Raw genomic sequence first — 12,742 nt, 5'->3', positions numbered from 1 at the left:
CTGTAGTCAGTATCTGGTTGGTGCGTAGGAATTTTCATTGGTTCCGACAGTGAGCGTTCCACAACAAATCGCGAGTAAAAAAAACGCCGCAGGCTGTGGGGCCGGCGGCGTTGTGTTTACTGCAGTCGCTTACACGGTATGCAGGTACCAGTTGTACTCGAGGTCGGAGATGGAGTGTTCGAACTCCTCCAGCTCGCTCTCTTTACAGGCCACGAAGATATCGATGTATTTCGGATCGATGTACTTGGCCATGACTTCGCTGTCGTCCAGCTCGCGCAGCGCATCACGCAGGTTGTTCGGCAGGCTTTGCTCGTTTTGCTCGTAGCTGTTGCCTTCGACCGGAGCGCCAGGCTCGATCTTGTTGACCAGACCATGGTGCACGCCTGCCAGGACCGAAGCCATCAGCAGGTACGGGTTGGCATCGGCGCCGGCCACACGGTGTTCGATGCGCACGGCATCGGCAGAACCGGTCGGCACGCGAATCGCTACGGTACGGTTGTCCAGGCCCCAGCACGGCGAGTTCGGCACGTAGAACTGTGCGCCGAAACGACGGTAGGAGTTGACGTTCGGGCAGAGGAAAGCCATCTGCGCCGGTAGGGTCTCGAGCACACCGCCGATCGCGTGACGCAGTGCGGCGTTCTGCTCGGGATCCTCACTGGCAAAAATGTTCTTGCCGTCTTTGTCGAGAATCGAGATGTGGACGTGCAGACCATTACCCGCCTGGCCTGGGTAAGGCTTGGCCATGAAGGTGGTGTCCATTTCATGGTCGTAGGCGATGTTCTTGATCAGGCGCTTGAGCAGGACCGCGTAGTCGCAGGCCTTGATCGGATCGGCCACGTGGTGCAGGTTCACTTCGAACTGCGCCGGGGCACTTTCCTTGACGATGGCGTCGGCTGGAATGCCTTGCTCTTTGGCACCTTCCAGAATGTCCTGGAGGCAGTCGACGTATTCGTCGAGGTCGTCGATCAGGTAGACCTGGGTCGAGTGCGGACGTTTGCCGGAAACCGGCGAACGAGGTGGTTGCGGACGACCGTTCACGTTCTCCTGGTCGATCAGGTAAAACTCCAGTTCGAACGCGGCGCAGATAGTCAGGCCCATTTCGTCGAACTTGCGCACCACATTGGCCAGCACTTCACGCGGGTCGGCGAAGAAGGGCTCGCCTTCGAGTTCGTGCATGGTCATCAGCAGTTGCGCGGTCGGGCGCTTCTGCCATGGCTCGTTGCACAGGGTATCGGGGATTGGATAGCAGATTCGGTCAGCATCACCGATGTCCAGGCCCAGGCCGGTGCTTTCCACCGTCGAGCCGTTGATATCCAGAGCAAATAGAGAGGCCGGCAGGTTGATGCCTTTCTCGTAAACCTTGTGGAGGCTGGTGCGTTCGATGCGCTTGCCGCGCACCACACCATTCATATCCGCAATCAGAAGGTCAACGTACAGAACCTCAGGATGTTCCTTAAGGAACGCGTTCGCTTCGTTAAGCTGAACGGCACGCGGGGGTACCGACATGATGCAACACCTTTGTTGTTAAAAATATCAATCATTGATCTTTTCTGGTTTCAGTCAACCCGAACGGCATGCCGAAGTCAAGCGAGGCCTTTTTTGCCCTAAAAAAGCGCTCGTGTGGCTTTTTTGAGGCACTTTGGGGCGATTTTACTCCGCAGGACGTAGCGGCGGCCGCGAGCTTGAGCGGGCCGTGTTGTATTTTTTACGGGGGTGTTGTGTAAAAAAATGAACAAGGCTAAGCTCGAATCAAACCCATAACAGCAATAATACCGGGGTGCTTCATGTCTCGCCTGCCGATAATCGGCGTCACCGACTGCTCAAGACAGCTCGGTCGGCATGTTTATCACATCAGTGATGACACGACCGTCCGTTCCGTGGTCTCGGCGCTTGCGGTGATCCTCCCATCCGCGACGGTTCAACCGTCCCCGTCCGATATTCTGGACGGTCGCGATGGCACCCCCATTACGGTTACTCCATTCAATATAGAACCGATTCACAATAGCGGCCTGACCATCGTTCGGGGCATCGCTCGTGATTCTGCACGCCCGGCCTCTGCGGCAGTGTTGGCAAACACCATAATCTGCCGCAGAAACGCTCTACAACGCGACGCCGATGCGTCAAACAACGCCTGACCTTGAAAGGGTCAGACAACTCAAGCCTAGAGGCATTTATGAGTAACAACCTCGACCAGCTCACCGATTGGTTGAAAAACCACAAGATCACAGAAGTCGAATGCATGATCGCCGACTTGACCGGGATTACCCGGGGCAAGATTTCGCCGACCAACAAATTCATCGCCGAAAAAGGCATGCGCCTGCCAGAAAGCGTTCTTCTGCAGACCGTGACCGGCGATTACGTCGAAGACGACATCTATTACGAACTGCTCGATCCGGCTGACATCGACATGGTCTGCAAGCCGGACGCCGACGCCGTCTACGTGGTGCCGTGGGCCATCGAGCCGACCGCCATCGTTATCCACGATACCTACGACAAGCAAGGCAACCCGATCGAGCTGTCGCCGCGCAACGTACTCAAGAAAGTCCTGAAGCTCTATTCCGACAAAGGCTGGCAGCCCATCGTGGCGCCGGAAATGGAGTTTTACCTGACCAAGCGCAGTGACGACCCGGATTACCCGCTGCAGCCGCCGATCGGCCGCTCCGGTCGCCCGGAAACCGGTCGCCAGTCGTTCTCCATTGAAGCTGCGAACGAATTCGATCCGCTGTTCGAAGACGTCTACGACTGGTGCGAACTGCAGGACCTGGACCTCGACACGCTGATCCACGAGGACGGCACGGCGCAGATGGAAATCAACTTCCGTCACGGCGATGCCCTGTCCCTGGCCGACCAGATCCTGGTGTTCAAGCGCACCATGCGCGAAGCCGCGCTCAAGCACGACGTGGCCGCGACCTTCATGGCCAAGCCGATGACCGGCGAGCCGGGCAGTGCCATGCACTTGCACCAGAGCATCATCGACATCGAGACCGGCAAGAACATCTTCTCCAATGAAGACGGGACCATGAGCCAGTTGTTCCTGCACCACATCGGTGGCTTGCAGAAACTCATTCCCGAACTGTTGCCGCTGTTCGCTCCGAACGTCAACTCGTTCCGCCGCTTCCTGCCCGATACCTCGGCGCCGGTGAACGTGGAGTGGGGCGAAGAGAACCGCACCGTGGGCCTGCGGGTTCCGGATGCGGGGCCGCAGAACCGTCGGGTGGAAAACCGCCTGCCGGGCGCCGATGCCAACCCGTACCTGGCGATTGCCGCGAGCCTGCTCTGCGGGTACATCGGCATGGTCGAAGGCCTGAATCCGAGTGCGCCGGTGGTAGGGCGTGGCTATGAACGCCGCAACCTGCGCCTGCCCCTGACCATCGAAGACGCGCTGGAACGCATGGAAAACAGCGCGACCATCGAGCGTTACCTTGGTAAAAATTTCATCACTGGCTACGTCGCGGTCAAGCGGGCCGAGCATGAAAACTTCAAGCGCGTGATCAGTTCGTGGGAAAGGGAATTCCTGCTCTTTGCCGTCTGATGCGCCGGGCGCCGCCGCAGTCGAGCGGCGCCTTCACCTGATTTTTTTTAGGAGATTCACATGACCAGCAACAACCCGCAAACCCGTGAATGGCAAACCCTGAGCAACGATCACCACCTGGCTCCGTTCAGCGACTTCAAGCAGCTGAAAGAGAAAGGCCCGCGGATCATCACCAACGCCAAGGGCGTTTACCTCTGGGACAGCGAAGGCAACAAGATCCTCGACGGCATGGCCGGCCTGTGGTGTGTCGCGATTGGTTATGGTCGCGATGAACTGGCCGATGCCGCCAGCAAACAGATGCGCGAGCTGCCTTACTACAACCTGTTCTTCCAGACGGCGCACCCGCCGGTACTGGAGCTGGCCAAGGCCATCGCCGACATCGCGCCGCAAGGCATGAACCATGTTTTCTTCACCGGTTCCGGCTCTGAAGGCAACGACACCATGCTGCGCATGGTTCGTCACTATTGGGCGATCAAGGGCCAGCCGAACAAGAAAGTCATCATCAGCCGCAAGAACGGCTATCACGGTTCCACCGTGGCCGGCGCGAGCCTGGGTGGCATGACGTACATGCATGAACAGGGCGACTTGCCGATCCCGGGCATCGTCCACATTGCCCAGCCGTACTGGTTCGCCGAAGGCGGCGACATGACCCCGGAAGAATTCGGTGTGTGGGCGGCCAATCAGCTGGAAGAAAAGATTCTGGAAGTCGGCGTCGACAACGTCGGTGCCTTTATTGCCGAGCCGATCCAGGGCGCCGGTGGCGTGATCATTCCGCCAGACACCTACTGGCCGCGCATCAAGGAAATCCTCGCCAAGTACGACATCCTGTTCGTGGCTGATGAAGTGATTTGCGGTTTCGGTCGTACCGGCGAGTGGTTCGGCAGCGATTTCTACGGCCTCAAGCCGGACATGATGACCATCGCCAAGGGCCTGACCTCGGGCTACATCCCGATGGGCGGCCTGATCGTGCGTGACGAAGTGGTGGAAGTCCTGAACGAAGGCGGTGATTTCAACCACGGCTTCACTTACTCCGGTCACCCGGTGGCGGCTGCGGTGGCGCTGGAAAACATCCGCATCATGCGCGACGAGAAAATTATCGAGCGCGTCCATGCAGAAACGGCACCGTATTTGCAAAAGCGTCTGCGGGAACTGAACGATCACCCGCTGGTGGGTGAAGTTCGCGGGGTCGGTTTGTTGGGGGCCATCGAACTGGTCCAGGACAAGGCCACGCGCAAGCGTTATGAGGGCAAGGGCGTCGGCATGATCTGCCGCCAGTTCTGCTTCGACAACGGCCTGATCATGCGCGCCGTCGGCGACACCATGATCATCGCTCCGCCACTGGTGATTACACCGGCGGAAATCGATGAACTGGTGACCAAGGCTCGCAAGTGTCTTGACCTGACCCTGAGTGCATTGCAGGGCTAAGTGCTAGGCTCTGAGCGGAAGTCCGAAGTTCTGCATATGAAGTTGGAACTTTCGCTCAGAACTGTCAGAAAGCGTGACCGTTTCCTTGAAAGACCGATGTGGATCTTGCCAGACTAGCCGCGGTTCCAGTTGCCCGGGTTCGGCCGCTGAACAAGTGGTTCAAAAAAGAAAAATTTGGAGCATTACGCATGAAGGCACTAGGTAAAAAGCTCGCTGGCAAGACTCTGCTTGCCATGTCCGTGATGGGTTTGATGGCGGGCGCGGTTCAGGCCGATGACAAAGTACTGCACGTGTACAACTGGTCCGACTACATCGCACCGGACACCGTCAAGAAGTTTGAAGACGAGTCGGGGATCAAGGTTGTCTATGACGTCTTCGACAGCAACGAAACCCTGGAAGCCAAGTTGCTGGCAGGCAAGTCCGGTTACGACATCGTTGTACCGTCGAACAACTTCCTGGCCAAGCAGATCAAGGCTGGCGTCTACCAGAAGCTGGACAAGTCCAAGCTGCCTAACTGGAAGAACCTGAACACCGACCTGCTCAAGGCCGTTTCCGTGAGCGACCCGGGCAACGAGCACGCCTTCCCGTACATGTGGGGTTCGATCGGTATCGGCTTCAACGCCGAGAAGGTCAAGGCAGCACTGGGTGCCGACGCACCGACCAACTCCTGGGACCTGCTGTTCAAACCTGAAAACGCCGCGAAGTTGAAAGCCTGCGGTATCAGTTTCCTCGATTCGCCAACCGAGATGATCCCGGTGGCGTTGCACTATCTGGGCTATCCAACCGACAGCCAGGACAAGAAACAACTGGCCGAAGCCGAAGCGCTGTTCCTGAAAATCCGTCCTTCGGTAGGTTACTTCCACTCGTCCAAGTACATCTCGGACCTGGCCAACGGCAACATCTGTGTGGCCGTGGGTTACTCGGGTGACATCTACCAGGCCAAGGCACGCGCTGCCGAAGCCGGTGACAAGGTGAAAGTCAGCTACAACATTCCGAAAGAAGGTGCCGGCAGCTTCTACGACATGGTCGCCATCCCTAAAGATGCCGAAAACGTCGAAGGCGCCTACAAGTTCATGACCTTCCTGCAGAAGCCGGAAATCATGGCTGAAATCACCAACGCCGTACGCTTCCCGAACGGTAACGCGGCCGCCACGCCGTTGGTCGATAAAGAAATCACTGCCGACCCAGGCATCTACCCGCCGGCGGACGTGCTGGCCAAGCTGTACGCGATTGCCGACTTGCCGGCCGCGACCCAGCGGATCATGACCCGCAGCTGGACCAAGATCAAATCGGGCAAGTGAGTAAAACCCTGTAGGAGCGAGCCCGCTCGCGATGGTCGTCAACGATGACACTGGGTGCCTGACACCCCGCGGTGCTCACAGCTTCATCGCGAGCAAGCTCGCTCCTACAGGTATCTGCATAAAAGTTTTGCTGGAACGGTTTTTCGAGGGTAAGTTGCGCGCCGGTTTTGTTGCCGGGCAACCACGGTTGTCATGTAACGCGGGGCAACTTGGGCCCAACTAATTTCAGAGGACCTCCACGTGCCTGTTTTTTCTTTGTTGCGCAATGCCATGCTGGTGGGCGCCGGGCTGACGATGGCCGTCAGTGTCCAGGCCGCCGGTACCGTGCATATTTATAACTGGTCGGACTACATCGGCGAGACCACCCTGGCCGACTTCCAGAAAGAGACCGGGATCAAACCGGTTTATGACGTTTTCGATTCCAACGAAACCCTGGAAGGCAAGTTGCTGGCCGGGCGTACCGGCTACGACGTGGTCGTGCCGTCGAACCACTTCCTCGGCAAACAGATCAAGGCCGGGGCATTCCAGAAGCTCGACAAGTCGCAGCTGCCGAATTATTCGAACCTCGACCCGGTGCTGCTCAAGCGCCTGGAGCAGAACGATCCGGGCAACCTGTACGCCGTGCCGTACCTGTGGGGCACCAACGGCATCGGTTACAACGTCGACAAGGTCAAGGCTGTGCTGGGCGTCGATACGATTGATTCGTGGGGCGTGCTGTTCGAGCCGGAGAACATCAAGAAGCTGCAAAGCTGTGGCGTCGCGTTCCTCGATTCCGCCGATGAAATGATGCCGACAGTGCTCAACTACATGGGCCTGAACGCTAACAGCACTGATCCCAAGGATTACGAAAAGGCCACCGCCAAGTTGCTTGCCGTGCGCCCTTACGTGACCTACTTCCACTCCTCCAAGTACATCGCGGACCTGGCCAACGGCGATATCTGCGTGGCGATCGGTTTCTCCGGCGACATCTTCCAGGCCAAGAACCGCGCCGAAGAAGCCAAGAAAGGCGTGAACATCGCCTACTCGATCCCGAAAGAAGGCGGCGCGCTCTGGTTCGACATGCTGGCGATTCCGAAGGACTCGGCCAACGTCAAGCAGGCTCACGCCTTCATCAACTATTTGCTCAAGCCTGAGGTCATCGCTCAGGTCAGTGATTACGTCGGCTACGCCAACCCGAACCCCGGGTCGGACAAACTGATGGAACAGTCCATTCGCACCGATGAAGCGGTTTATCCACCGCAAGCGGTACTCGACAAGACCTACGTGTCGGTCGAGTTACCGCCGAACATTCAACGTTTGATGACCCGCAGCTGGACCAAGGTCAAGTCGGGTAAATAGCTTCAAGGCTCAAACTATCCAAGGTTGGCTCACCTTGAGCGAACTGCACTCTTTTTTTTGGGAGTTTCGTAAATGGCAGTTGCCTCCGGCGCCTATAAGAAAGCCCTCGAGGGCGACCAGCAACCTAAACAGGTGCTGGTCAAAATCGACCGGGTCACGAAGAAGTTCGACGAGACGATTGCCGTGGACGACGTGTCCCTGGAAATCAAGAAGGGTGAGATCTTCGCCCTGCTCGGCGGCTCGGGATCGGGCAAGTCCACGTTGCTGCGCATGCTCGCAGGTTTCGAACGGCCCACGGAGGGGCGCATTTTCCTCGATGGCGTAGACATCACTGACATGCCGCCCTACGAGCGGCCGATCAACATGATGTTCCAGTCCTACGCGCTGTTCCCGCACATGACCGTGGCGCAGAACATCGCGTTCGGCCTCAAGCAGGACAAACTGCCTGCCGCCGAAGTCGATGCGCGGGTGGCCGACATGCTCAAGCTGGTACAGATGAGCCAGTACGCCAAGCGCAAGCCGCATCAGTTGTCCGGTGGTCAGCGTCAGCGTGTGGCCCTGGCCCGTTCCCTGGCCAAGCGACCGAAGCTGCTGCTGCTCGACGAACCGATGGGCGCACTGGACAAGAAACTGCGCTCGCAAATGCAGCTGGAGCTGGTGGAGATCATCGAGCGTGTCGGCGTAACCTGCGTCATGGTGACCCACGACCAGGAAGAGGCCATGACCATGGCCGAGCGTATCGCAATCATGCACCTGGGCTGGATCGCCCAGATCGGCAGCCCGATCGACATCTACGAAACCCCGACCAGCCGCCTGGTCTGTGAATTCATCGGTAACGTGAACATCTTCGAAGGCGAAGTGATCGACGATGCCGAAGGCCACGCGATCATTACCTGCAAAGACCTGGATCGTCAGATCTACGTCGGCCACGGCATCAGCACTTCGGTGCAGGACAAGTCGGTCACCTACGCGATCCGCCCGGAAAAACTGCTGGTCACCGCCGACATGCCGACCTGCCAGTACAACTGGTCCAGCGGCAAGGTGCACGACATCGCCTACCTGGGCGGGCACTCGGTGTTCTACGTCGAACTGCCAAGCGGCAAGCTGGTGCAGTCGTTCGTGGCCAACGCCGAACGTCGCGGGCAGCGTCCGACCTGGGGTGATCAGGTCTACGTGTACTGGGAAGACGACAGCGGCGTGGTGCTCCGCTCATGAACATGCGCAAATTCAAGCGTCGACTCAATCGAATAATTCCCGGTGGCCGTCAGATGGTCATCGGGGTTCCCTTCATCTGGCTGTTCCTGTTCTTCATGCTGCCGTTCTTCATCGTTTTGAAGATCAGCTTCGCCGAAGCGGACGTGGCCATTCCGCCCTACACCGAAATCTACAGCTACGCCGAGCAGAAGCTGCAGTTGCTGCTTAACCTGGGCAACTACGCCATGCTGGCCGGTGACGAACTGTACATCGCCGCTTATCTGGGCTCGTTGAAGATGGCGCTGTTCAGCACCATCCTCTGCCTGCTGATCGGCTACCCGATGGCCTACGGCATCTCCATTGCCCGCAAGGAAGTGCAGACGGTGCTGGTGCTGCTGATCATGATGCCGACCTGGACCGCGATCCTGATCCGCGTGTATGCGTGGATGGGCATCCTCAGCAACAACGGCCTGCTCAACGGTTTCCTGATGAGCATGGGCTGGATCAGCGAGCCACTGCAGATCCTCAACACCAACCTGGCGGTCTACATCGGTGTGGTTTATTCCTACCTGCCGTTCATGATCCTGCCGCTGTACGCCAACCTGGTGAAGCATGACCAGAGCCTGCTGGAAGCTGCGTCCGACCTGGGCTCGAGCACCTTCAACAGCTTCTGGAAAATCACCGTGCCGCTGTCGAAAAACGGCATCATCGCCGGCTGCATGCTGGTGTTCATCCCGGTGGTGGGTGAGTTCGTGATTCCGGAACTGCTTGGCGGCCCGGAAACCCTGATGATCGGTAAAGTGCTCTGGCAAGAGTTCTTCAACAACCGTGACTGGCCGGTGGCGTCTGCCCTGGCGGTGGTGATGCTGGCGATCCTGATTGTGCCGATCATCCTGTTCAACCGCAGTCAGGCCAAGGAAATGGAGGGTAAAGAATGAAGCGCTTCCGTTTCTCCAGCCTGATGCTGGTAGTGGGTCTGTTGTTCATCTACCTGCCGATGCTGATCCTGGTGATCTACTCGTTCAACGCCTCGAAACTGGTGACGGTGTGGGGTGGTTGGTCGATCAAGTGGTACGTCGGCCTGCTCGACAACTCGCAACTGATGGGCTCGGTGGTGCGCTCGCTGGAAATCGCCTGCTACACGGCGGTGGCGGCGGTGGCGCTGGGTACCCTGGCGGCGTTCGTCCTGACGCGTATTACGCGCTTCAAGGGCCGCACCCTGTTCGGTGGCCTGGTGACCGCGCCGCTGGTGATGCCTGAGGTGATCACCGGTCTGTCGCTGTTGCTGCTGTTCGTGGCCATGGCGCAGATGATCGGCTGGCCGCAGGAACGCGGCATCGTCACCATCTGGATCGCCCACACCACCTTCTGTGCGGCCTATGTGGCGGTGGTGGTCTCGGCACGCTTGCGCGAGCTGGACCTGTCCATCGAAGAAGCGGCCATGGACCTGGGCGCGAAGCCGTGGAAGGTGTTCTTCCTGATCACCATCCCGATGATCGCGCCGTCGCTGGCAGCGGGCGGCATGATGTCGTTCGCCCTGTCGCTGGATGACCTGGTGCTGGCGAGCTTCGTGTCGGGCCCGGGGTCCACGACCCTGCCGATGGAAGTGTTCTCGGCGGTACGTCTGGGCGTGAAGCCCGAGATCAACGCCGTGGCCAGCCTGATCCTGCTGGCGGTGTCCATTGTGACCTTCCTGGTCTGGTTCTTCAGCCGTCGCGCCGAAGAAAGCCGCAAGCGTGCGATCCAGCAAGCGATCGAAGAAGCGGCAGCCGATTCGTGGAAGCAACCGGACGTGCGTCGCGCGCAGGCACCGGAAGCGGCCTGAGCCTGATGCCGGGTTGACCACAACCTTGTGGCCAACCCGGTCCATATGTGGGAGCGGGCTTGCTCGCGAAGAGGGAGTGTCAGCCGACATCATAGTCGCCTGACACACTGCATTCGCGAGCAAGCCCGCTCCCACATTTGTTTATGCGATCCATGGGGATTGGCGAATGACCTCGACGAAGTTCATCGGCTTGAATCCCGGTTCCTGATCCACCAGCACATCCGTCTTCACATTCCCGAACGTAGTCTGCGGACGATGACGCAAGCCATCGGCAAACGCGCAGATGATGCACTCCTTGAACCCCTCGCCCCGTGGATGCGCATGCACCACCGCTTCACGCTGCACGGTGGAGAACGCCGCGTAGTCCATGCCCAGCACGTCCATCTCGACTCCAGCCGTTACCAGCGCCACGGTGGGCCGCAAATGCTGAGGAACGCCCGGTGTGGTGTGCAGGGCAATCGATAGCCAGACCTGCTCGATATCGTCGTCGCTCAGCCCGTAAGGCTTGAGAAATGCGGCTGCCGCATTGGCGCCATCGACTTCGAAGCGCTCGTTGTCGCTGCGGTGACCCACCACCAGGCCCAGGTCATGGAACATCGCGCCGACGTACAGCAATTCCGGGTTGTAGGCCAATTGCTTGCGCTCACCGCTCAGGGCGCCGAACAGGAATACCCGACGCGAGTGGTGGTAGAGCAGGTCCGATTCGATGTCACGGATGTATTCGGTGGTGGCCTTGGCCAGCGCGCTGTCGGGGATCCTGATGCCGGCGATGGTGGTGCTCATGGAGTTTTCCTCGTCGTGAACGCCTGGGTGGCGCTGAGGGTTTCAGTCTGTTCCGGCCCCCGAAACCGGACAATCGCGCCATGGCTGCGATCCCGGCCAATGAGCATGCATATCGCGCCAACCTCGCTTGTTGCGCCTGGTTTGGCTAGGGTGCATGCAAACCCTGTAGGAGCGAGCTTGCTCGCGATGGTCGTCAACGATAACGCGGGGAGCCTGATACCCCGCGGCGTCTTTGATTTCATCGCGAGCAGGCTCGCTCCTACAAAGGGAAGGTGCAATCAGATCCAAAGGAGGCGATTCACGTCATGAGTAAAACCATCGCCATCGTGGTCTTCGCCGGCGTCCAGTCGCTGGATGTCACCGGCCCCATGGATGTGTTTTCCGAGGCCAATCGATTCCTTGCTCCGCAGGATCACTATCGGCTGGAGGTAATCGGTGTCGAGCACGGGATGATGGCGTGCTCCAACGGTTTGGCACTCAATGCCCATCGGCATTTCAGCGAAGCACTCGAGGCGTACGACTTGTTATTGGTGGCTGGCGGGCCGCAATTGCCGTTCATGAGTTTCGGCGTGGCGTTCGACACCTGGCTGCGCGGGGCCTGCGGGCGGGCGCAACGGTTCGGCTCGATCTGCAACGGCGCCTTCATGCTCGCCCGCGCCGGGTTGCTGGAGGGGCGCACGATCACCACGCATTGGCAGGACGCATCGGATCTGGCGGCGCTGTGTCCCTCGTCCCGGGTGGAAGCGGATCGACTGTACGTTGAGGACGGCGACCTGTTCACCTCGGCCGGGGTCACAGCGGGGATCGATCTGTCGTTGTATCTATTGGGCCGGGATCACGGACCGGAAGTGGCACTGAATGTCGCCAAGCGGCTGGTGGTGTTCACCCAGCGTTCAGGAGGGCAGTCGCAGTTCAGCCCGTTCCTCACGCCCCACGCCGAACCGGACTCGGCGGTGGCGATGGTCCAGCATTACGTGCTGGCCAACCTGACGGGCGATTTAGCCATCGCCGACCTGGCCAATGCCGCCAACATGAGTGCGCGTAATTTTTCCCGGGTGTTTGCCAGGGAGGCGAAAATCACCCCGGCCGAGTTCGTCGAACGCGCGCGGGTCGATGCGGCGCGGGTGATGCTCGAAAGCACGCGTGCGCCGCTCAAGACCGTGGCCTATCAATGTGGATTTCGCGATGCCCAGCACATGCGCAGTGTGTTCAATCGCAGACTGGGGGTGACGCCGCAGCAGTTCAGGTTGAATTTTGCGGCGATGGTTTGAGCTGACATCTTTGTTGCCTGTGAGGGCCTCTTCGCGAGCAAGCCCGCTCCCACAGGGGGAACGCATTTCAACT

The 12,742-nt window shown here is 59.1% G+C and carries 11 protein-coding genes; 9 read left to right on the top strand and 2 right to left on the bottom strand.

Features of this window, described 5'->3' with window-relative positions; translation table 11 throughout:
* Positions 1-129 precede the first annotated feature (129 nt).
* Entirely contained in the window at positions 130-1,506 is a 1,377-nt protein-coding gene (locus BSF40_RS04725; RefSeq protein ID WP_015097275.1) for a glutamine synthetase family protein, read from the bottom strand.
* A 278-nt stretch (positions 1,507-1,784) separates the two neighbouring features.
* On the opposite strand from BSF40_RS04725, the gene BSF40_RS04720 reads away from it, so the two are divergent.
* The 8 genes from BSF40_RS04720 (at position 1,785) to BSF40_RS04680 (ending at position 10,615) form a co-directional block, all read left to right on the top strand.
* On the top strand, positions 1,785-2,135 hold the full coding sequence (locus tag BSF40_RS04720; protein ID WP_095964266.1) for a hypothetical protein: 351 nt from the start codon (positions 1,785-1,787) through the stop codon (positions 2,133-2,135).
* Positions 2,136-2,173: 38 nt separating this feature from the next.
* Positions 2,174-3,532 carry a glutamine synthetase family protein gene (locus BSF40_RS04715; RefSeq protein WP_015097274.1) on the top strand — a complete coding sequence of 453 codons (1,359 nt, stop codon included), beginning with the start codon at positions 2,174-2,176 and terminating at the stop codon, positions 3,530-3,532.
* A 60-nt stretch (positions 3,533-3,592) separates the two neighbouring features.
* Positions 3,593-4,957, top strand: coding sequence for an aspartate aminotransferase family protein (locus BSF40_RS04710; protein WP_015097273.1), 1,365 nt, complete (start codon positions 3,593-3,595; stop codon positions 4,955-4,957).
* A gap of 188 nt (positions 4,958-5,145) precedes the next feature.
* Positions 5,146-6,258 carry a polyamine ABC transporter substrate-binding protein gene (locus BSF40_RS04705; RefSeq protein WP_095964265.1) on the top strand — a complete coding sequence of 371 codons (1,113 nt, stop codon included), beginning with the start codon at positions 5,146-5,148 and terminating at the stop codon, positions 6,256-6,258.
* Positions 6,259-6,498: 240 nt separating this feature from the next.
* Positions 6,499-7,596, top strand: coding sequence for a polyamine ABC transporter substrate-binding protein (locus tag BSF40_RS04695; protein WP_095964264.1), 1,098 nt, complete (start codon positions 6,499-6,501; stop codon positions 7,594-7,596).
* A gap of 72 nt (positions 7,597-7,668) precedes the next feature.
* On the top strand, positions 7,669-8,811 hold the full coding sequence (locus BSF40_RS04690; RefSeq protein ID WP_095964263.1) for an ABC transporter ATP-binding protein: 1,143 nt from the start codon (positions 7,669-7,671) through the stop codon (positions 8,809-8,811).
* Between the two features lie 35 nt (positions 8,812-8,846).
* On the top strand, positions 8,847-9,728 hold the full coding sequence (locus BSF40_RS04685; RefSeq protein ID WP_172435671.1) for an ABC transporter permease subunit: 882 nt from the start codon (positions 8,847-8,849) through the stop codon (positions 9,726-9,728).
* Positions 9,725-10,615 carry an ABC transporter permease subunit gene (locus BSF40_RS04680; protein WP_015097268.1) on the top strand — a complete coding sequence of 297 codons (891 nt, stop codon included), beginning with the start codon at positions 9,725-9,727 and terminating at the stop codon, positions 10,613-10,615. The genes BSF40_RS04685 and BSF40_RS04680 overlap by 4 nt, the downstream gene beginning before the upstream one ends.
* Positions 10,616-10,756: 141 nt before the next feature.
* Here BSF40_RS04680 and BSF40_RS04675 read toward each other — a convergent pair whose 3' ends face one another.
* Complete coding sequence (locus BSF40_RS04675) at positions 10,757-11,398, bottom strand: HD domain-containing protein (protein ID WP_095964261.1); 642 nt, start codon at positions 11,396-11,398, stop codon at positions 10,757-10,759.
* Between the two features lie 305 nt (positions 11,399-11,703).
* Here BSF40_RS04675 and BSF40_RS04665 point away from each other — a divergent pair, with 305 nt between their 5' ends.
* Positions 11,704-12,669 (top strand): GlxA family transcriptional regulator, encoded by a 966-nt coding sequence (locus BSF40_RS04665; RefSeq protein WP_095964259.1) that lies wholly within the window; start codon positions 11,704-11,706, stop codon positions 12,667-12,669.
* The last annotated feature ends 73 nt before the right edge of the window (positions 12,670-12,742 follow it).

The organism is Pseudomonas sp. ACN5 (genome assembly GCF_002303975.1).
Lineage (GTDB): Bacteria > Pseudomonadota > Gammaproteobacteria > Pseudomonadales > Pseudomonadaceae > Aquipseudomonas > Aquipseudomonas laurylsulfatiphila.
This window is presented reverse-complemented; position numbering and strand designations above follow the sequence as displayed.

Coding starts and splice junctions, on each gene's coding strand:
- BSF40_RS04725 (WP_015097275.1), bottom strand. CDS start 1,506: ATGTCGGTACCCCCGCGTGCCGTTCAGCTTAACGAAGCGAACGCGTTC.
- BSF40_RS04720 (WP_095964266.1), top strand. CDS start 1,785: ATGTCTCGCCTGCCGATAATCGGCGTCACCGACTGCTCAAGACAGCTC.
- BSF40_RS04715 (WP_015097274.1), top strand. CDS start 2,174: ATGAGTAACAACCTCGACCAGCTCACCGATTGGTTGAAAAACCACAAG.
- BSF40_RS04710 (WP_015097273.1), top strand. CDS start 3,593: ATGACCAGCAACAACCCGCAAACCCGTGAATGGCAAACCCTGAGCAAC.
- BSF40_RS04705 (WP_095964265.1), top strand. CDS start 5,146: ATGAAGGCACTAGGTAAAAAGCTCGCTGGCAAGACTCTGCTTGCCATG.
- BSF40_RS04690 (WP_095964263.1), top strand. CDS start 7,669: ATGGCAGTTGCCTCCGGCGCCTATAAGAAAGCCCTCGAGGGCGACCAG.
- BSF40_RS04680 (WP_015097268.1), top strand. CDS start 9,725: ATGAAGCGCTTCCGTTTCTCCAGCCTGATGCTGGTAGTGGGTCTGTTG.
- BSF40_RS04675 (WP_095964261.1), bottom strand. CDS start 11,398: ATGAGCACCACCATCGCCGGCATCAGGATCCCCGACAGCGCGCTGGCC.
- BSF40_RS04665 (WP_095964259.1), top strand. CDS start 11,704: ATGAGTAAAACCATCGCCATCGTGGTCTTCGCCGGCGTCCAGTCGCTG.